The sequence below is a fragment of the Streptomyces milbemycinicus genome, from assembly GCF_002154605.1.
Lineage (GTDB): Bacteria > Actinomycetota > Actinomycetes > Streptomycetales > Streptomycetaceae > Streptomyces > Streptomyces milbemycinicus.
Genome location: NZ_MUNE01000400.1, coordinates 1 through 17445, shown reverse-complemented (window position 1 = coordinate 17445; position 17445 = coordinate 1). Strand labels below are relative to the sequence as shown.

Here is a 17445-nt window from a genome sequence, read left to right as displayed (position 1 = left end):
ACGAGCCCTCTGCTTCCGGCGCAGGCCGATGTGGCTCACAGGCCGCATCTCCCGGCGGCGAGTGCGGTGATCGCGCACTCGGCGGCGTGCCGTGCCGCGAGTGCGGAGGGGAAGGGCGCGCAGCTGTGAGAGGCACGGTCGGCCGGTCCGCTTGCGATCCGCCACTGCCAGGCGGTGCGTGCGGCGGGCAGCGACGGGTGGTGCCAGACGGGTGCCGCAGCCGGGGGCGTGTTCTGCGCTGTCCGGACCAGTACGTCGTATGTCACCACGTCGCCCGCTGCGGTGGCGGCATACCTTCGGCCGTTGTCGTGGACGGTCCAGTCCAGGGGTGTCGGGGTCGACTCCGACACCTCCAGGAGGACGTCCGCGAGGTCGGCCAGACTCCGGTACAGCGCGGCGCGTACCGCTTCGGTGTGGCCTCGGCCCCAGTGGCACGGGGACCGTTCGGCAACCTCCTGCGCGAGGGTGTGCGCGGCGAGTCCGTCCAGCAGGTCTGCGGCGCCGGAATCCCCTTCCGCCAGGACCGCGGCGGCGCCCCACGAGAGATCGCCCCGGGTCATGGCGGTTCCGCGGGCCAGTTCCCACAAGTCGGCCGGCCCGAGGTCGTCGACCGTGCGCCGGATGCACAGGACGGCCGTGTCCGACGGGGCCGGGACTTCGGCGTTCAACAGGCCCGCACGCACGTACGTGGCCGCGCACACATCGCCCGGCTCCAGCACGCCCGGCGGCGACGACCCCACTGTCTGGAGCACCCGCCCGTAGACGCGGCGTACGGGATGCGGCCCCCGGGGAGGTGCCGGTCGTCCGGCCAGTGCGCACAGGGCGTCGAGCAGGTGCGCCGGGGGAACCCTCAGGTTGGTGCACGCCCTCGTCAGACGACCGGCCATCCTGATCAGTCGTCCAGCACTGCCAGGGCGTCGACCTCCACGAGCAGTCCCGGCGGAAGCTGCATGTAGACGGTGGTGCGGGCGGGGAAGGGCTCGCCGACACAGGTGCGGGGTCAGCTCCAGGCCTGGCGTTCCTGGCTGCGGGGGTCGTCGGCCTGGGTCCACTCGGCGTCGATGCGCATGGTGGCCCGGCGCTCGGTGTCGTACGGGTCCCAGCCGGGGTCGCCGGTCCTGGCGAACCGGATCCAGGTCTCGTGTACGCGGGTGGCGAGGTCCGCGGGGGGCTTGTCGGGGCCGAGCAGGGCGTTGGGGCCGTTCACCTCGGGCCGGTCCGCGAGGTCGAAGACGAAGGGCAGCTCGACCGCGTGGGTGGCGCCGAGCTCTCCGTCCAGGGCCTTGGAGCGCCAGGCGAACTCGTAGGCGTAGGTGGCGGACTTCGGGTGGGCGGCATGGGCGCCGGCCAGAGCGCGGCTGCCCGCGCCGAACAGCGCGTCGGCCATGATGGCGGACCGCAGTTCGGCGAAGGACGCCTCGGGGCGGGACTTGCGGTAGGTCTCGACGAGCTGCGCCGGATTCGGGTGCGAGCGCGCCGCGGCCTCGTCGACGTCGGCGGCTGTCGAGGTGGCGTACTTGCCCACCGGGACCAGGTAGAGGTTTCCCTCTTGGGTGTTGGTGCCGATGAGCAGGTCGACGTCGGCGCTCAGGCCGGCGGCGACGGATGTGGCGGGCTGTGTGTCGAGGACGAGGCTGAAGGGGCTGAGCCCGATCAGCGGGTCGCCGTGGGTCTCGGTCTGCAGGTCGATGCCCGCGAGCTGGGAGGCGGCCTCGACCAGGCGGTCGTCGGAGATGTCCGCGAAGGCGTCGACGTGGGGCTCGATGCCCAGGGCCTCGGCCGCCGCCTTGGTGACGCGGGCGGCCTGCTCGGTGGTGAACGCGCCCAGGCCGCTGCCGCTCTGGACGATCGCCCGGCGGAACAGGCCGGCGGCCTCGGGGGTGGCGAGGACGCCGCCGACGGTGGTCGCCCCGGCCGACTGGCCGAAAAGGGTGACGTTGTGCGGGTCACCGCCGAAGGCGGCGATGTTCTCCCGCACCCAGCGCAGCGCGGCGACGACGTCGAGCAGGCCGCGGTTGGCGGGCGCCCCGGGGATGTCGAGGAACCCGGCGATGCCGAGCCGGTAGTTGAGGGTGACGAGGACGACGCCGTCGCGGGCGAACGCGGAGCCGTCGTACATCGTGGACCGCGTCGATCCGGCGACGAATCCGCCGCCGTGGACGAACACCATGACCGGCAGTTCGTCACCGCCGACGGCAGGCGTGAAGACGTTGACGGTGAGGTAGTCCTCGCCGCGGCTCCAGCCGGTGCCGAAGTAGGGGGTCATGTCCACGTTGCCGAGCTTGCGTTCGGACTGCGGGGCGTTGGGTCCCGGCGCGGTGGCGTCCCGTACGCCGTCCCACGGCTCGTGCGGCTGCGGCGGCGCGAAGCGGCCGGCGCCGCGGGGCGGGGCGGCGTAGGGAATGTTCAGGAAGGTGAGGGTGGCGTCTTGGCGCAGACCGCGGACGGCTCCCTGAGCGGTGGTCACGACGGGGTCGGGGTGGTGGTTCACAGCGATGCCTTTCCGCGGGGGCTCAGACCTGCTCGGTGTACGGGGCGAAGGGCGCCCAGCCCTTGATGGCGAACTTGTCTCCCTCGCGGACCACTTCAGCGGCGCCGTGCCCGGGAAAGTGCGCGGGGAAGACGAGGGCGTTGTTGTCGACCGCCGAGCCCAGGAGCTTGCGGCGGGTGGCACGGGCCTCGGCGGGGTCCTCGCAGAAGCAGCTGTTGGCGTCGGGCTCGTGGATCTGGACCGGGCTGTGCATCAGGTCGCCGACGAAGAGGGCCCGGTCCGATCCGGACTCCAGCCTCAGCACCGACGAGCCCGGAGTGTGGCCGGGGGCGAGGTCGAGGATCAGGTTGCCGTCGATCCGGTGGCTGTCCTCCCAGAGGTGGGTCAGGCCGGCCTGGTGCACGGGGGCGACGCTGTCCTCGAAGACATTCTGGTTACCGCGGCCGAGCAGGGGCTTGTGCTCGTTGGCGGGGTTCCAGAAGTCGAAGTCCGCCTTGGGCATGAGGTAGGTGGCGTTGGGGAACGTCGGCACCCAGGTCCGGCCGTCGAGGTAGGTGTTCCAGCCGACGTGGTCGATGTGCAGGTGCGTGTTGACCACGATGTCGACGTCCTCGGGGCTGACCCCGGCGCGGGCGAGGTTGCTCAGGAAGTCGGTGTTCAGCCGGCTCCACACGGGCGCGTACGGGCGCTCCTTGTGGTTGCCGACGCCGGTGTCGACCAGGATGGTCTTGCCCTCGCTGCGCAGCACCCAGGTCTGGATCGCCGAGTTGACGATCCCGGTCTCGGCGTTCAGGAAGTCCGGAACCAGCCAGGAACGGTGGGTCTCCCACGCCTCCGCCGGGCTCTCCGGGACGAACACTTCCGGCGTCAGGTCAACAGGACCGTAGTACTCCCAGACACGGGTCACGGTGACATCGCCCAGGGTGATGGTGTCCACGATTCTCTCCAGTTCGATCGGTTCCGCGTGCTCGGGCCGCAGGCGCCCGCGAGATGCGGATGAGCGGCTGCTCATGACGGGTATGGGGGGTGCCGCGCCCCTGCGGGGCAGTGCACCGGTGGCGCTGTGACCGCGGCCGCGGCGTCTTCGGCCTCGGGCGGTCCCGCCGCCGAGGCCGGGTGCGGGCATCAGACCGTCGGGGCTTCGCCGGTGGAAACAGGGCCGCCCGGTACGCGTCCGTTCCGTGGACGACCCTGCTCAGCCATGGTGTGTCGCTCGGGGCGTGCTGCGGTATGAGTCATGTGACTGCATCTGGACACAACGGTCCTCGCGCTGGTCCGGAGGCAACCCGACCTGGGTGCGACGGGCCCTGTAGGCGCCCAGGTACCGCGGGGCACGAGCATCGGGTCAGGGCCGAACCGGTGGTCGCGGGACTGTGCCAGCCGCTGCGGCCGGTCCTGAGCGAGCGTGGGAACGGCCTCTGGTTCATCACCACCGGCCGGCGCCGACCCGCTCAGCAGGCGGCTGCTCGTCCCGGGCTGGTCGCGGTGTCCGCGACGGGGCAGCACGGCTGCCGGTGGACTCACGCCGGACACGGACTCGGGGCGGACAGCCGCCGGACGCCCAGCGGGTCGCGTATCACCCGTCGTATCTCGACGCACCCGTCGATGGGCCGGAGACCGTCCCGGGCCGCGCGTTCACCTGGGGCGGCACTCTTCTCAAGAGCCTCCTCTCGGGCCTGCTCAAGATCGGCTACGCCGTCGATGACATAGAACTGGCGTACGAGCCGACCGCATGAAGTATGGAACCCAAGTCCTACGAGCCATGAGCCTTCGATGACCATGAGCGCTCCTCCGAGGTGGAGATGCACGGCTTCGCATCACGATTCTGGCTCCGGCCGCGCACCGCCGGTATGCGTCACGTGACTGCATCGTGATGTGGCCCACAGCCGCACGACGCAAGCGCCCCGCCCGTCGCCCTCCGCTGCCGCCGAGCCGATTCCCTTCGTTGCCGTGGCCGGCGTCGGCCAGGCCATCGGCCGGCCATGCGGCACAGGAACGAGACAGGCGCGGCGCCGAACAGATGGGACACCGGGCTTCTGAAATTCAGTCAATTCCACATGTGAGAGTGCGCGTCGGTCACTGAGTGAATAGAGAACGCAAGGCCATACGGTCCACTTTTCTGGCGGGGGTGTATGGAATCTTGTCCAACACTATGATGCGAGTAGGTCGCTTGTATTTGACGAGACGCTCGACGCAATGACCGTTAATATTCTCCAAGTCGGGCGATTTGCCTGCAACGGGCACAATGAATGTTATTGGCTGCTCACCCCTCCGTGGATCAGGTACTCCAATGGTGACCGAGTGCGCAACGTGGGGATGTGAGGCTATGACCTCGTCTATCTCACGCGGGAAAACGTTGAACCCGCCTACAAGAATCATGTCCTTCGCGCGGTCGACGACGTACAAGTACCCCTCTGCGTCAAGTCGACCGATATCACCTGTTCGCAACCAGCCATCTGTAAGTGCTTTCGCTGTATCCTCTGGCCTTCGGTGATAACCTCGGAACATGCGCTGCGGACAGCGCACCAAAATTTCCCCCACAGCGCCGACGGGCTGCGGACCCTGGCCTCCATCTGAAGCGATGCACACTTCAACCTGGGGCGCAGGGCGACCTACGGAGCCAGCCAGTGCTTTCTCTCCTGGTGCCTGACTTGTGATCGGTGCTACCTCAGTCATGCCATATGCTTCACGAATCTCCACGCCAGTAGCGTCTTTCCATTGGCGGAGCACCGAGGCAGGGAAAGGGGAGCCGCCGCCTGGGCAGACACGAAGCTGCCGGAGATCTGCCGAGGCGAGATTTGGGGCAGCCAGGAGACCGCTGTAGATCGCCGCAGGGCCACCAGAGAATACGCTGATCCCGTATTCCGCCATCGCATCGATGACGGCGCTGGGTTGGAAGCGCGGGAAACTCACGACACTAGCGCGGCCGTAAACAGGATTGAGCACACCCATCAGCAGGCCCCATATGTGCGTCATCGGTGCGACGGTGGCCCATACCTCGGTGTCAAGCCGTGTAGGCCAACAGGCTTCCATCGCATGTACCGTGGCCATCAGGGAGGCATGATTGTGGATCACACCTTTGGGAACCCCTGTCGTTCCTCCCGTGTACATCAGAGTTGCCAATTCGTTGGCACGCGGGCGGAGGCGGTTGTCGATATCCAGTGATGGATCGCTGCGCCAGCAATCAAGCGAAAGGTCTGCCGAGCCGACAGTGAATAAAGCAGGTGGTTCACTGGATTCCAGCGCGGTTGCGACGTTGTCCGCACCGGGGCTTGCCACGATGGCGGCCGGGGCAGCATCAGCTAGCAGCAGCCGCAGCTCAGAAGCTGTATACGCGGGATTGAACAGTGCTACTTGGGCTCGGGCGGTCAGGACAGCGAAGATTGATACGGCCATCTCAATGCTGTTGGGCAGCACGAGCGCCACGGGCCGGTCGGCTACGCCTGCCCTCTCCAGGCATGCTGCCAAGCCGGCCACGCACCGCCCATACTCCTGGTAGGTGAGCTGTCCCTCGCCTTGGCGCAGCGCGATGCGATCGGGAGCGGTTTCGACCGCGTTTCGGAAGGCGTCGACGACGGTGGTGTGGGCGCGCCGTCCGACTCCAACTGCAGCCGTCGTTCCCTCGGTGGGCTCCGGTAAGGACATCGAGTCCTCCTTTTCGGCGTGAGGTGGTCCAAGAGGCTACCGATTCTGCAATGGACTGACGGGTACTGTCAGGACCCCGCTCATGTCAGGCTTACTCGACCACTTGTGTCCACACCTTGGGGTTTACCGCTCTTGAGGGCAGTGGTTAGCTTGCGTCGGTCGATTGACCCATCGACTCCCATGGAGGGCCTCGTGAACAGGGAGTCCGATGGGGTGTGCGGTGTGCGACCAGCATCTGTAGACCGTCCCGGGAGCTACTCCCTACCTGTGTCTGTGTCTCTGCCGTCGGTTCCCCTGCGGTTGGGTGACCGGGACGGCTCTGAGTGGCCGGCCGGGAGGGTGGGCGCCTCCGCCCAGGCGCGATGGCTGTCTGCTGTTTGCCGGTCGCTCCATGCTCGTCGAGCACGAAGATTGTTACGGTCGCTCTTGGGTGAATCCCAGTAGACAGAAGGCGTCATGACTGCTTTATCTGCACATCTCCGAGAGATTCTGGCCCTGAAAGATCTGGACCGAGGGCGGCTCGACCCTCGAATATTTCAGGACCCTGATGTTTATGATCTTGAATTGGAGAGGATATTCGGGCGATGTTGGCTCTTCCTTGCTCATGAGTCTCAACTCCCCGAGTATGGCTCGTTTCTCACCACCTGGATGGGGCGCGATAATGTGCTGGTCGTCCGGCGGCGGGATAACACGATCGGTGCATACCTGAATAGCTGTCCGCATCGAGCAAACCCTGTAGTCAGAGCTGCAGTCGGAAACGCAAAGACCTTCGTCTGCAACTATCATTGCTGGTCTTTCGATACCGACGGCAAGCTGAGATCGCTGCACGAGGTGGGTGCCTTCGAGCGTACCCCGGGATTCGATCGTTCCGAGCTGGGACTTCGGCCTGTTGCACAGGTGGACAGCTATAAAGGATTAGTTTTCGGGAACCTCGACCCCACAGCACCCTCGCTGGCTGATTACCTGGGTCCGTTCAGCTACATGATGGACACCATTCTCGACAACGACCCAGGAGGAACGGAGTTCCTTCCCGGATCCATCCGCTCTGAAATATCCTGTAACTACAAAATTCCTGCCGAGAACTTTGCGAGCGATGCTCTTCACGCCCGGTATACCCATGCGTCCGGAGCGCAAGTGATGCTAGGCCGTCAAGTTCCCCTTCTCGGAGGTCCTGACGCCGAAAGCTATCAAGTCAATGCAAATGGGCATTGCTGGGAGTTCAATCTCGATAAGCGCGGTAACGCTGCTACTCTTGGCAGCCGCTCGTCAAAGATTATTTGCGAGAGCACGAGCAACAGTTCATTGAGCGACTCGGATGGCCTCGCGCTTGGGCGGTCGGCTCCACCAGCTCGGTTACGGTCTTCCCGAATTTCTCGTTCCTTCCCGGGCAGAACACCTTTCGTGTCTGGCGGCCGGTGAGCCCCAGTCAAACGGTTCTGCACACCTATGTCCTGGTCAACAAGAATGCTCCTGAAGAAGTGAAGGATGCATGGCGCGTAGGGGCGATGCATACATTTTCCCCGACCGGTGTATTCGAGAGTGATGACGTGCCGCCCTGGCAAGGTGCGACCGCGTCCCACCAGGGCACCGCCACCCGAAAACATCATTTGTACAGTGCGCTGGGTGAGGGAAATCGCATATCACTCCCGGGACTGCCTGAAGGGCTCAACGTCTCCAAGGGGCAGGTAAGCGAGGAGAATGCGCGAGCCTACTATAAACGGTGGCGCGCTCTCATGCTCGCCCCCATTTGGGGTGACGTCAGCAGCGACTCAACATCTACGGAGACGCCATGAACGAATCTCCTCTTGTTCCACCGCAATCCTCTTCAGGATTCCTGGGTTTCCAGTTGCCGCAGCCGCTCGTGGAGGTACTTGAACCGCTAGCCCTTCAACGAGAGGTGGAGAACTTCCTCTACAAGGAGGCTCGGCTCCTCGACAACGGGAAGTATCTTCAATGGTTGGAACTGTGCGCCGACGACATCCATTATTGGATGCCCGGAATTGAAGACCGTCAGCGCCGGGACCCGGCAGGAACGTACGGCCCTGAACGGATGGCCTATTTCGATCACGACAGGAGATTACTCAAGGAGCGTGCGCAGCACCTTGAACATCCGGCTGCGTGGTCCCAGGACCCCCCGATCCGTCACTTGCACGTCGTCAGTAACGTTGAGGTCATACCCGCTGGCACTCCAAGGAACCTGGACGTTCACTCCGTGCTGATCCTTTACTCCAGCCGATTCGAGAACGAGAGGCACACGTTGTATGCGCGCCGCGAAGATAGGCTGCGGCGTCTTAAGGACGGCTCTCTCCGTATTGCTCGCCGCACCATCCTGCTGCAGGACAGTACTTTGCCGGCGCCGTCTATCAACACGTTTCTATAATCGAGCGGAGGAGCCACATGAACAGTGACCGCACTGCTGCCGGGGCCGAGAATCTGCCGCAGATCACGGTGGGCTTGGGGCTCTGGAAGGATCGGCCGACGCATGAAGCGCTGGAGACGGCGAAACTCGCTGACGAGTACAACTTTCCCGAATTATGGATCGGCGAGAGAGAAACCTATGACACCTTCGCCCTGGCCACAGCTATCGGAAGCTGCACACAGAGAATTCCACTGACTCTGGGGCCGCTTCCCGTCGCGGTTCGGGACCCCGCAATGATCGCAAGAGGTGCGGCCAGCGTCGCCGCTCTTTCCGGTGGCAGGAAGGTGCGCATCGCAGTGGGGCCATCCAGCCCCATCATCGTCACAGGTTGGCACGGGCGTGACCACAGGCGACCGGCCAGAGCCATGAGTGAATCCGTGCAGGCCCTAAGGCATTTTCTTGCCCAAGAGAGGGCGGTAGTCGACGGTCAGGTGATCCGGACCCGCGGATACCGATTGCGCCTTCCCGCGCCCACTGGATATCTCACGATGGCCGCCTTCGGGACGCACACCATCCGCACGGCAGCCCGCCAGGCCGACCGAATGGCGGTGGCTCTCGTCACCGTTGAGACGGCAGCGGAGTTGGCCAAACAACTCGCCAAGGAGTCAGAGGCTGCCCTGCGCCCCCGGCCGCCGGTCGCCGCCTGGGTGCCGGTAGCCGCTACCGCGGGGGCGGCAGCCCTGAAGCAAGTGCGAAACATGCTGGCCGATTACCTCAACGCACCCGGATACAGCGAGATGTTCGCGCGTGCTGGGTACGGTGATGTGGTTGACTTCGCCCGGAGTTCACCCCGGCCTCGTCGTTCTCAATTGATTGAGGCGGTGCCGTTCGAACTGGTCAAAAAAATCGGAATATTCGGTGACAAGGAAGCTGTTCGGCAAGGTCTGCTGGCCTACGGGGCGGCGGTTGACGAAGTAGTTGCGCTGCCTTGTTCTACACCGGATGACCCATCTGGCGCGCACACTCTGCAGGTTCTTCAGGCGATTCGGCAGGGAAAGGGGGATCTTCGAGGTCCTGGAAGCCAGTCGGCTGTGTGCTGAAGACGCGTGCGCCGGGCTACTTGGCCGGCGCGGCCGAGGTCGGGTGGGTGGGGCGCGGCAGCAGTGTGCCGTCGATGTACAGGTCGACTTGTTCGTTGTAGAACGCGACCAGTCCCGCGATGCGGTTGGCGTGGGCCGTCGGGAAGTCGTATGCCCAAGCGATGTCCTCGTGGGTGGCGACGTCGCTGTCGAACGACCAGTAGCCGCTCGTCGTCCCCTTGTACGGACAGCTGGTCACCGTGTCGGTGGGGCGCAGCCGGGGCCAGTCGATGTGGGTGCGGTCGAGGTAGTAGCGGGTGGGCAGGCCGGTCTCGAACAGCTTTACGCAGTGCGGTGCGTCGGCCAGTACGGTCCCGTCGAGCTCCACACGGACGCTGCTGGAGGAGCGCAGCGCGTCCACTCGGGAGTAGGGGCTCCTCGGGTGGACGAAGACCGGCTCGTCCTCCTCGAACCAGGAGTCCAGCGCCTCCCACTCGAAGCGGACGGTGCCGCGCAGGGGCTCCGGGGCGCCGTCGTCCCAGAGCCACGCGGCGCCCTGGCGGACCTCAGGTCCGATGTGCAGGGAGTGGCGCCGCGCGGGACCGGCGCCCAGCGGTTCGGTGTGGTGGTCATCGGTCAGCACACCCTCGACCATGTCCTCGACCGGGATGCTGAACTGGGGGTAGGCGGGCCGCTCCCATACGTACAGAGCGCGCCGGGTGTCGAAGACGACGCGGCCGCCGATCAGCCCCCGGATGCGTCGCGGCACGGGCTCGACGTGGCCGATCGGGACGATCAGGCTCGGGTGCTGCACGCTCTCGTCCGCCATTGATGGCTACCTCGGCTCGCTCGTTCCAGCCCGGGTGTCGAAGGGTGTTCCTCCGTACGGCCGCGCCCGCCCTGACCTGGGGGCTATCGCTTTTGTCCGGAATGTTACCCGGTGTGGTCGGTGCGCCGCGCCGGACGGCTGTGCGGGAACCCCCCGAAGCGGCTCCGGGACAGGGGGCCGTTTAGGGTGGCGTGTGCTCGTCAAAGCCTGATGGCTGTTTTCCCACGGGGGTAGTACATGCATCGCCGTTCCTCACGCCTTGTCGCCGTCGCCGCGGTCGGGTTGTTGGCCCTGACCGGCTGCGGGAAGAAGGACAAGCACGGCAGCAACGGGCTCGGGGGCGGCGGCTTTGTCTCCGGTGGTGGCAGTGGCGGCGCGTCGTCCGGCGCCAGCGGGGTGCCGACCGACCTGCCTACGGATCTGCCCACGGATCTGCCCTCGGGTGTCCCCTCGTCCGCGCCGTCGTACGGGACCCCGTCGGATTCCCCCTCCGTGCCGAGCACTTACGACCCGGAAGGGCTCGACGAGACCGACGGCAGCAACTGTAACTACGATCCGTCGACCCAGCAGCTCAAGTACGACGTCACCATCACCAATGCCGACACGACACGGGGCTACAGCTACAGCGTCGCGGTGAGCTGGAACGATCCGTCGGGCGGCCTCATCGGGTACCGGCACAAATACATCACGGTGCTCGCGAACTCCACGAAGACGGTCACCATGGCGGACACCACCAGCTACAGCCAGCGGACGTCCATCACCTGTCAGATCACCGCGGCGGACAAGACCCCGGCGTCCTGAGTCTCGCCGCGCCAAGTTCCTGAGGTATATGACGCGAGGTGTCATATACCGCGCAGAGGATGCAGCCATCGGGCCGCTGGATGGACGCGGCCGCTACGGAAGGACATGGCTGTGACCGCGACCGACACCAAGCAGCTCGCCGAGGGCTACGCCAAGGCGTGGACCAGCGGGGATGTCGAGACCGCTCTGACTTTCCTGAAGGAGGACGTCGTCTGCGACGCGCCCCCCGGCCGGATCGAGGGTGTTGCGGCGTACCGCCCGTTCACCCAGAAGTTCGTGGACGTGCTGACCAAGGCGACCGTGACGAAGGTGCTCGCTGACGAGGAGAGCGCGGCGATCGTCTACAGCTTCGACACCCAGTGGATCAAGGACTTCCGCTGCGCGGAGTACATGACGATCGAGGACGGCAAGATCAGGCACATCACCACGATCTTCGACCGTCTCCCGGCGGCCGAGGCAGCCACGGCGGCCAAGGCAGCCGAGAACACTCAGGGCTGACCACGCCCGGTGGCATAGTCGAGGTCGTCCCTCTGCGCAGCGAAGGCGGCCATCGTGTCCGAAGAGCGTCAGGAAACCGTCCGGGCCCACTTGATGAGTCGGCCCACGCCGCTGGAGCCCGCGCCGCGGCTGGCGCGGGCGGTCGGGTTGGAACCGGGCGACCTGTGGGTCAAGCGTGACGATCTGATCGGACTGGGTGGCGGCGGCAACAAGGTGGACGCCCTCACCACCGCCGCCCGCACCGAGGGCATCGTCCTGGACCCCGTCTACACCGGACGCGCCCTGGCCGGTCTCATCGCGGCCGTCCGCGACGGCCAGGTGCGCCACGGCCGGCGCACGGTGTTTCTGCACACCGGCGGCCTGCCCGGACTGTTCGGGCATGCCGAGGCGCTGACGCGGGCCCGTTCCGCCGTGGCCGACACGGCCGTGCGGTGGCCCCGTGTCTGAGAGCCTTCGTTCGGCGTGTTCCCGCAACGCAATGCCCGTGCAGGGCGATTGCCGGAATCCGTGCAGCGCGCGACCGTCCGCCGGTCTCAGGAAACCGGCCTCAGGAAACCGGTCTCAGGACACCGGCCTCAGGACACCGGCCTCAGGAAAGAGGTAGTCATGCCCCGTCAGTCCGAGCCGTCGCCTCCCCGGCTGCCGTCGCTCTCGCTCCGCGGACAGGGCGCGAGCATCTGGATCGAGGCCGGGGCCGTATGGCTGGAGGAGCGGGAAGCACGTCGGCGGATACCGATCGCGGCCGTCGAGGAGGCCCGGGCGACGGGTCGCGACGGCCGGTCGGTCGAGGTCGCGCTGTGGGGCGCCGACGGTGTGCCGGGGCCGGTGTTCAGGGTGGCGGGCCGGGACGCCACGGCGGCGGCGCGGCTCGTCGAGGTGATCAACCGGGCGAGACCGCGGACGGGACCGCCGGAAGGCGGGGCTCCTTTGGTCGATGTGCTGCCTGCGGGGGTGCCGGAGGCGGTCCGGCGCAGGCAACGCCGCACGCGTGCCGAGGTCTCCGCCGTCCTCGCGGTCTACCTCGGGGGTATCGCGGGGCTGGCCCTGGCGGGAGACATGTTCCGGGTGGTCTTGTGGGGGGTCGGGATAGGGCCGCTCGCCCTCGGCGTTCTCCTCGTGGGGATCGGGGCCGTGGCGGCGCGCCGACGGTGGGTGCTCAGGAAGCGGGGGGTCGCGGTCGTGGCGCGGTTCTCCCACGGGGGTGGCAAGCAGAGGTACTTCCGATACGCCGACCTGGAAGGCGGCAAGCACGAGATCGTGGCCGACTACGCGGCGCCGAAGATCGGCGGCGACCCGAACCGCATCGAGGTCGTCTACGACCCGGAAGACCCGGACAAGGCCGTCTGCACACTGACGGTGCGAACCCTGGCCTGGAGGACGGCGGGAATCGTCCTTTTCGGGGTGCCGGTCCTGCTGCTCGGGCTCGCCATGACCGTGGGCCAGGCGGTGAGCCTGTTCTTCTGACCGCCCCCGCGTTTCCCTTCGCGGTATCACCACCTGATGGTGCGGGTCAGGGGCGGATCGAGAGTGCGTGGCGGAAGACCTCGCGCGGGTCCCAGCGCGCCTTGGCCGCCCGCAGGCGCGGGTGGTTGTCCTTGTAGTAGAGGGTCTGCCAGGGCGTGTCCGAGGTGTTCCAGCGCGGGTCGGCGAGGTCGGTGTCCGGGTAGTTGATGAACGCGCCGTCGGCGGCCTCGCCCGGTACGGGGACACCCCCGGTGGCGGCGAACAGGTCCCGGTAGCACTCGCGGATCCAGGCCAGATAGTCAGGCCCCTGATCGGGCTCCGCCCAGGACGCGAGGCAGGAGAGCTTGATTACGGAGTCGCGGTGCGGCATGGCCGTATCGGCGGGGGACAGGGCGTTGACGGCGCCCCCGTAGGTGTTGAGGACGACACTCCCGGCGACCACATCGGTGTCCGCGCGGGTGAGGTGGCGGTGTACGGCGGCGATCTGGGCGTCCGTCAGGCGGCGCCGCAGAAAGGCCGACTTGATCTTGATGTACCAGTCGCCCACCGCCTCTCCCGAGCCGTTCAGCGCGGCGGTGAGCCAGGGCAGCCGCTGGACCTTCAGGTTGCCCGGCCGGGTGGTGCCCGCGCTCACCGCGCCGAGGAAGCCGTCCAGGAGCCGGCGGTCCGCGCCGGGCTCCGCGGCGACCTGGCCGAGGAGCAGATGGGCCCCGGCCGCGCGGCGGGTCAGGGCGAACTCGGCGTACAGTGCGGCGTTCTCGTCGGCGGCGCCGTGCCGTTCGGCCCACTGGCCGTGGTTGCGGACCATGCGGGTGAAGCGTTCCTCGTCCATCCCCTCCCAGCTCCAGTCCGCGGTGAAGGTGAGCGCGGTCCTGGTGGGGGTGGGCAGCATCCGGGACGGGTCGGTGTCGGCGGTGGCCTCGGGGGAGCGGAACCAGTAGCGGGTCACGACGCCGAAGTTGCCGCCCCCGCCGCCCGTGTGGGCCCACCACAGCTCGCGGTTCGGGTCGTCCTGCTCCCGGGTGGCCACGACGGCGCGCACCTCACCCGCGTGGTCCACGACGACGACCTCCACCGCGTAGAGATAGTCGCTGACGACTCCGAACAGCCGGCACAGCGGCCCGTATCCGCCGCCGGGCACATGCCCGCCCGCGCCCACCTCGGCGTGGTATCCGGCCGGTAAGGTCACGCCCCAGCCGAGGTACAGCTTCCGGTACACCTCGCCGAGGGTGGCCCCGGCCTCGACGACGAACGCCCGGCGCCGTTCGTCGAAGGAGACATCCGCCATGGGCGACATGTCGATGACCGCCTTGACGTCGGGGTTGTCGACGAAGTCCTCGAAGCAGTGCCCGCCGCTGCGGACGGCGAGCCGCGCCCCGGATCGGACCGCCTCCCGTACGGTCCGTACGACGTGCTCCGTCGAGCCGACCAGGTAGACATGGTCGGGCCTGCCCCGGAAGCGGTTGCTGGCGCCCCGCGCGACCAGGTGGGCGTAGCGGGGGTCGGCGGGGGACACCCGTAGCGGACCCTCGGGTAGCCAGTCCGACGCACACGCACCGGAGCCGACGGCGGAGCCTTCCGGGGAGGCTGCCCGCGCCGCCGACGGGGTCAGTGCCAGCCCCGCGCCCGCCGCCGACATGGCCCGCAGGACGGTGCGCCGCGCCTGCTTGTCGTGTGAACTCATCGTCGGCTCCTCGCCGTTCGGTGAAGGGGCGTGCGCGCCATACGGGTGGCGCACGTCCGACCGTAGGGAGATACGGCCGCCCTGAGAGGTGGGCTACACAGCGGATCCGGGGTACATCTCGCACCACCTCGCCACGGGGGTTTCCACCCCCGCCTCCCGGAATCACGGAGTCCCCCGGCGGCACGAGCGCCGCCGCCCACCCCCTGAGGTTGATCCGGCGTGCCGCGGAAGGTTGATGCCGGACTTCCGCCCGGGTTGCAGCGCTGACTACATCGGGTGCCGGATTCCGTGACGTGCCAGCCTCGGTATTTTCTTGCTGTGTCGTACGGCTCCGGGGACCGAAAATGCGGCCCGGCAAAACGATGCCCCCTTACCAAGGGGTGTACGTGCACGCGGAGGTTTCCAGCACGTGAGCTTTTCTCGTGTCATCGCTCGGTTGTCATCAACGTCCCAGGGGTTCACGTTCGTCTCCGGGGATTCCACTGACTTTCTCAGCTTCGCGGAGCTGAAGGCCGCCGGTGAGGACTTCGGCAGGAGGCTCGCCTCTGCGGGTTTTCGGCGAGGTGACCGCGGCATTCTGATGCTGTCCGGTCAGCGTGAGTTCATCGTCGCCTTTATCGGTATGGTGAGCGCCGGAGTCATCCCCGTACCGGTGTTCCCGCCGGCCATGCTGACCCGGATCGAGGCCTACCGGGAGCGCCTGCATTCGATCCATTCGTCCTGCGAGCCGCGGCACATCATCGCCGACGAGTCGCTTTTCGACATCTGCGTCGACGCGGTGGGGACCAAGCCCATCGGCTACGCGGAGCTCGCCGCCGGGGAGCCGACCGGGGAGCTGGTGGAGGCGGAGGGCGGGGAGCCGCTTTTCCTGCAGTACACCTCCGGCTCCACCGCCATGCCCAAGGGCGTCGTGGTCACCCACGACAACCTCTTGGAGAACGCCCGGGCCATGGACCAGGCGCTGGGGACCTCTGGCGAACGTGACCGGTTCGTCAGCTGGCTGCCGCTGTACCACGACATGGGGCTCATCGGCTGCATGCTCGGGCCGCTGGTGTACGAGGTGCCCGTCTGGTTCATCCCGCCCTACGAATTCGCGCGCCGGCCCACTACGTGGCTGGACTGGATGTCCAAGATCTCCGGCACCTTCTCCTACGCCCCCAACTTCGCCTACGAGCTGGTCACCCGCCGGGCGACCGACAAGCAGATGGCCGGCTGGGACCTGTCCGCGTGGCGGGTGGCGGGGGTCGGCGCGGAGCCGGTCCGGCCGCGGACCATGCGGGAGTTCGCCGAGCGGTTCGCCGGCGTCGGGTTCGACGCGAACGCCATCACCCCCTCCTACGGGCTGGCGGAAGGCACCCTCGGGGTGGCCTTCACCACGATCGGCGACGGGCTTCGCACGCTGTCGGTGGACCGTGCGGCCTTCGAGGAGGAGGGCGCGGTCCGCCCGGTGGAGCCCGGGGCCGGGGCCGAGGCGACCGGGACCCGCGAGATCGTCTCCTGCGGGCCGCTGCTCAGCGGCTGGGAAGCCCGTATCCGAGCCGCCTCCGGCGAGCCCGCCGACGAGTCCACCGAAGGGCAGATCGAGATCCGCGGAGGGAGCGTCGCGCGCGGTTACTGGGGGGCGCGCGAGCTTTCCGAGGAGACCTTCCGGGACGGCTGGCTGCGCACCGGCGACCTCGGCTTTCTGCGCGACGGTGAGCTGTATGTCACCGGCCGGACGAAGGACCTGGTCATTCACCACGGCCGTAAGTACCACCCGACGGACATCGAATGGTCCGCTCTGGGGCTCCCGGGGGTCCGCCCGGACCATGTGATCGCGTTCAGCACCCCCGACGAGCGCCTGGTGGTGGTCGCCGAGCACAAGCCGGCGAGCTCGCCCCCGGACCTCGCGAAGCAGATCGCCACCCGGGTCCGCGGTTCGGTCGGGGTGACGCCCGACGACGTGGTGCTGGTGAAGCCCGGCACGCTGCCCAAGACCAGCAGCGGCAAACTGCGGCGCGCCGCCTGCCGTGACGCGTATTCCCAGGGCGCGTATTCCCACAACGGCCCCGCGGGCCATGGAGGAGCCAAGTGACGACCGCCGATCTGACGGAAGAAGAAGCGCTCAGCATCGTCGCCAAGGCCGCGGCGCAGGTGGACGCCCGGCTGGCGGAGCGTACGTTCACGCTGGCGGACGACATCGGGGAGATCGGCCTCGACTCGGTGGCCACCCTTGAGCTGATCGTCTCCATCGAGGACCAGACCGGGCTCAGCTTCGACGACGACGTGCTGTTCGGGGTCGGCACCGTAGGCGATGTCGTCGAGCTGATCCGGGGCGGTAAGCCCGCGGTCCGGGAGGGCTGAGCCGTGGACCTCCTTTCCGAGGAGACGCTGTACCGGCAGTACATGGAGTTCTTCGAACTCGCCGAGCGCCGCCGCCGCTGGAGTGTCTTCGACGATATTCCGTGGGACAAATGGCAGGAGCAGAGCCGGGACGAGAGCCTGGCCCAGTGCGCGGAGACCTTCCTCGGCGTCGAGATGTATCTGCCGGACTATGTGGCCGAAGGGCTCAACCTCGTACGGGAGTCCTTCGGGCAGGCCTGGTTCCAGGTGAAC

Annotated in this window: 17 protein-coding genes and 2 pseudogenes; 12 read left to right on the top strand and 7 right to left on the bottom strand. The window is 67.3% G+C overall.

The features are described 5' to 3' along the window. Positions 1–35: 35 nt before the first annotated feature. The 4 genes and pseudogenes from CCN51_RS30580 to CCN51_RS30565 form a co-directional block, all read right to left on the bottom strand. On the bottom strand, positions 36–887 hold the full coding sequence (locus CCN51_RS30580) for a hypothetical protein (RefSeq protein ID WP_162097963.1): 852 nt from the start codon (positions 885–887) through the stop codon (positions 36–38). A 5-nt stretch (positions 888–892) separates the two neighbouring features. Then, positions 893–988: pseudogene (locus tag CCN51_RS58055) on the bottom strand (RidA family protein); the annotation flags it as partial. A gap of 12 nt (positions 989–1000) precedes the next feature. Continuing rightward, positions 1001–2491: a carboxylesterase/lipase family protein gene (locus tag CCN51_RS30570; protein ID WP_014180202.1), complete on the bottom strand. Its 1491-nt coding sequence runs from the start codon at positions 2489–2491 to the stop codon at positions 1001–1003. A 22-nt stretch (positions 2492–2513) separates the two neighbouring features. Beyond that, entirely contained in the window at positions 2514–3428 is a 915-nt protein-coding gene (locus CCN51_RS30565) for an MBL fold metallo-hydrolase (RefSeq protein ID WP_014180203.1), read from the bottom strand. Positions 3429–4005: 577 nt separating this feature from the next. On the opposite strand from CCN51_RS30565, the gene CCN51_RS30560 reads away from it, so the two are divergent. Beyond that, positions 4006–4227, top strand: coding sequence for a hypothetical protein (locus CCN51_RS30560; RefSeq protein ID WP_014180204.1), 222 nt, complete (start codon positions 4006–4008; stop codon positions 4225–4227). A gap of 340 nt (positions 4228–4567) precedes the next feature. Here CCN51_RS30560 and CCN51_RS30555 read toward each other — a convergent pair whose 3' ends face one another. Beyond that, positions 4568–6136: a class I adenylate-forming enzyme family protein gene (locus CCN51_RS30555; protein WP_014180205.1), complete on the bottom strand. Its 1569-nt coding sequence runs from the start codon at positions 6134–6136 to the stop codon at positions 4568–4570. Between the two features lie 456 nt (positions 6137–6592). Here CCN51_RS30555 and CCN51_RS30550 point away from each other — a divergent pair, with 456 nt between their 5' ends. From CCN51_RS30550 to CCN51_RS30535, 4 genes are read left to right on the top strand one after another with little or no spacing between them, the layout of a single operon-like run. Continuing rightward, entirely contained in the window at positions 6593–7555 is a 963-nt protein-coding gene (locus tag CCN51_RS30550; protein ID WP_086013769.1) for an aromatic ring-hydroxylating oxygenase subunit alpha, read from the top strand. Beyond that, a complete protein-coding gene (locus CCN51_RS60165) occupies positions 7438–7929 on the top strand; it encodes an SRPBCC family protein (RefSeq protein WP_405385168.1) in 492 nt (163 codons plus the stop codon). The genes CCN51_RS30550 and CCN51_RS60165 overlap by 118 nt, the downstream gene beginning before the upstream one ends. Further along, the gene (locus CCN51_RS30540; protein WP_078610672.1) at positions 7926–8516 is read left to right on the top strand and encodes a 3-phenylpropionate/cinnamic acid dioxygenase subunit beta; all 591 of its coding nucleotides are present in this window, start codon (positions 7926–7928) and stop codon (positions 8514–8516) included. Before CCN51_RS60165 ends, CCN51_RS30540 begins: the two co-directional genes overlap by 4 nt. Before the next feature lie 17 nt (positions 8517–8533). Next, positions 8534–9595, top strand: coding sequence for an LLM class F420-dependent oxidoreductase (locus tag CCN51_RS30535; protein WP_078610673.1), 1062 nt, complete (start codon positions 8534–8536; stop codon positions 9593–9595). Positions 9596–9611: 16 nt separating this feature from the next. Here the strand turns inward: CCN51_RS30535 and CCN51_RS30530 are convergent, their stop codons facing one another. Beyond that, positions 9612–10403 (bottom strand): DUF427 domain-containing protein, encoded by a 792-nt coding sequence (locus CCN51_RS30530; protein WP_014180209.1) that lies wholly within the window; start codon positions 10401–10403, stop codon positions 9612–9614. A 237-nt stretch (positions 10404–10640) separates the two neighbouring features. On the opposite strand from CCN51_RS30530, the gene CCN51_RS56590 reads away from it, so the two are divergent. From CCN51_RS56590 to CCN51_RS30510, 4 genes are all read left to right on the top strand, one after another. Further along, complete coding sequence (locus CCN51_RS56590) at positions 10641–11204, top strand: hypothetical protein (RefSeq protein WP_014180210.1); 564 nt, start codon at positions 10641–10643, stop codon at positions 11202–11204. A 105-nt stretch (positions 11205–11309) separates the two neighbouring features. Beyond that, positions 11310–11702, top strand: a complete 393-nt coding sequence (locus CCN51_RS30520) for a nuclear transport factor 2 family protein (protein WP_043487744.1) — start codon at positions 11310–11312, stop codon at positions 11700–11702. Between the two features lie 54 nt (positions 11703–11756). Then, positions 11757–12149 (top strand): pyridoxal-phosphate dependent enzyme, encoded by a 393-nt coding sequence (locus CCN51_RS30515; protein WP_078610674.1) that lies wholly within the window; start codon positions 11757–11759, stop codon positions 12147–12149. 159 nt (positions 12150–12308) lie between these two features. Next, on the top strand, positions 12309–13166 hold the full coding sequence (locus tag CCN51_RS30510) for a hypothetical protein (RefSeq protein WP_014180213.1): 858 nt from the start codon (positions 12309–12311) through the stop codon (positions 13164–13166). Positions 13167–13212: 46 nt separating this feature from the next. Here CCN51_RS30510 and CCN51_RS30505 read toward each other — a convergent pair whose 3' ends face one another. Continuing rightward, positions 13213–14850, bottom strand: coding sequence for an FAD-binding oxidoreductase (locus CCN51_RS30505; protein WP_014180214.1), 1638 nt, complete (start codon positions 14848–14850; stop codon positions 13213–13215). A 409-nt stretch (positions 14851–15259) separates the two neighbouring features. On the opposite strand from CCN51_RS30505, the gene CCN51_RS30500 reads away from it, so the two are divergent. The 3 genes and pseudogenes from CCN51_RS30500 to CCN51_RS30490 form a co-directional block, all read left to right on the top strand. Further along, complete coding sequence (locus CCN51_RS30500) at positions 15260–16924, top strand: fatty acyl-AMP ligase (RefSeq protein WP_245881708.1); 1665 nt, start codon at positions 15260–15262, stop codon at positions 16922–16924. Beyond that, positions 16921–17193 carry an acyl carrier protein gene (locus CCN51_RS30495; protein WP_014180216.1) on the top strand — a complete coding sequence of 91 codons (273 nt, stop codon included), beginning with the start codon at positions 16921–16923 and terminating at the stop codon, positions 17191–17193. Before CCN51_RS30500 ends, CCN51_RS30495 begins: the two co-directional genes overlap by 4 nt. 3 nt (positions 17194–17196) lie before the next feature. Further along, a pseudogene (locus CCN51_RS30490) lies at positions 17197–17445 on the top strand (acyl-ACP desaturase); the annotation flags it as partial.

Bases quoted from the DNA above. Each gene is read 5' to 3' on its own strand.
- CCN51_RS30505 (WP_014180214.1), bottom strand. From the start codon at position 14,850: ATGAGTTCACACGACAAGCAGGCGCGGCGCACCGTCCTGCGGGCCATG.
- CCN51_RS30540 (WP_078610672.1), top strand. From the start codon at position 7,926: ATGAACGAATCTCCTCTTGTTCCACCGCAATCCTCTTCAGGATTCCTG.
- CCN51_RS30535 (WP_078610673.1), top strand. From the start codon at position 8,534: ATGAACAGTGACCGCACTGCTGCCGGGGCCGAGAATCTGCCGCAGATC.
- CCN51_RS30550 (WP_086013769.1), top strand. From the start codon at position 6,593: ATGACTGCTTTATCTGCACATCTCCGAGAGATTCTGGCCCTGAAAGAT.
- CCN51_RS56590 (WP_014180210.1), top strand. From the start codon at position 10,641: ATGCATCGCCGTTCCTCACGCCTTGTCGCCGTCGCCGCGGTCGGGTTG.
- CCN51_RS30580 (WP_162097963.1), bottom strand. From the start codon at position 887: ATGGCCGGTCGTCTGACGAGGGCGTGCACCAACCTGAGGGTTCCCCCG.
- CCN51_RS30555 (WP_014180205.1), bottom strand. From the start codon at position 6,136: ATGTCCTTACCGGAGCCCACCGAGGGAACGACGGCTGCAGTTGGAGTC.
- CCN51_RS30520 (WP_043487744.1), top strand. From the start codon at position 11,310: ATGGCTGTGACCGCGACCGACACCAAGCAGCTCGCCGAGGGCTACGCC.
- CCN51_RS30510 (WP_014180213.1), top strand. From the start codon at position 12,309: ATGCCCCGTCAGTCCGAGCCGTCGCCTCCCCGGCTGCCGTCGCTCTCG.
- CCN51_RS30530 (WP_014180209.1), bottom strand. From the start codon at position 10,403: ATGGCGGACGAGAGCGTGCAGCACCCGAGCCTGATCGTCCCGATCGGC.